The following is a 1,011-nucleotide window of genomic DNA, read 5'->3' as shown; positions in this document are numbered from 1 at the left end:
GGCAGCACCGGCGGCTCGTCCATCGGCAAGGTGGGCGTCATTCTGCCGGATACCAAGAGTTCGGCGCGTTGGGCGACTGCCGACCTGACGTACCTGAAGGCGGCCTTCGCGGCGGCTGGTGTCGAGGCCGATATTCAGAACGCGCAGGGTGACAAGACGCAGTTCCAGACGCTCGCTGACGGGATGATCTCCAGCGGGGTCAAGGTGCTGATGATCGTCAACCTGGACTCCGGTACCGGTAAGGCTGTGCTGGACAAGGCCAAGGCCGCCGGTATCGCGACGATCGACTATGACCGGTTGACTCTCAATGGTGGTGCGAACTACTACGTGTCGTTCGACAACGTCAAGGTCGGTGAGTTGCAGGGTCAGGGTCTGGTCGAGTGTCTGACGGAGAAGAAGTACGTCAAGCCGGTCGTGGCCGAGCTCAACGGTTCGCCGACGGACAACAACGCGACGTTGTTCGCGCAGGGTTACAACTCGGTGCTGGACCCGAAGTATGCCGACGGGACCTTCACCAAGGGCCCGAACCAGTCGGTGCCGGACTGGGACAACGCCCAGGGTGGCACGATTTTCGAGCAGATGCTGACCTCGAACAAGAACATCAAGGGTGTGCTGGCCGCCAACGACGGTCTGGGTAACGCGGCCATCTCGGTGTTGAAGAAGAACAAGCTGAACGGTCAGGTCCCGGTCACCGGTCAGGACGCGACGGTGCAGGGTCTGCAGAACATCCTCGCCGGTGACCAGTGCATGACGGTCTACAAGGCGATCAAGAAGGAGGCCGACGCGGCGTCCGCGCTGGCGATCTCGTTGGCCAAGGGTGAGAAGCCGACCACCGCGACGGGCACCATCAAGGACCCGGACTCGGGCAAGGATGTGCCCTCGGTGCTGCTGGACCCGCAGTCCATCACCAAGGCGAACGTCAAGGACGTCGTCGCCGACGGGTTCGTCACCAAGGCCGAGCTCTGCACCGCCGACTTCGCCAAGCTCTGCACGGACAACGGCATCAGCTGA

At 62.6% G+C, this 1,011-nt stretch carries 1 protein-coding gene; it reads left to right on the top strand.

The window, feature by feature from the left end; translation table 11 throughout:
- Positions 1-1,011, top strand: a 1,011-nt coding sequence (locus DMB66_RS60000; protein WP_148112983.1) for a sugar ABC transporter substrate-binding protein, incomplete at its 5' end; no start/stop codon positions are given.

Source organism: Actinoplanes sp. ATCC 53533 (genome assembly GCF_003947245.1).
The sequence above is the reverse complement of the archived record's forward strand: the minus strand, read 5'-3'. Positions and strand labels throughout refer to the sequence as shown.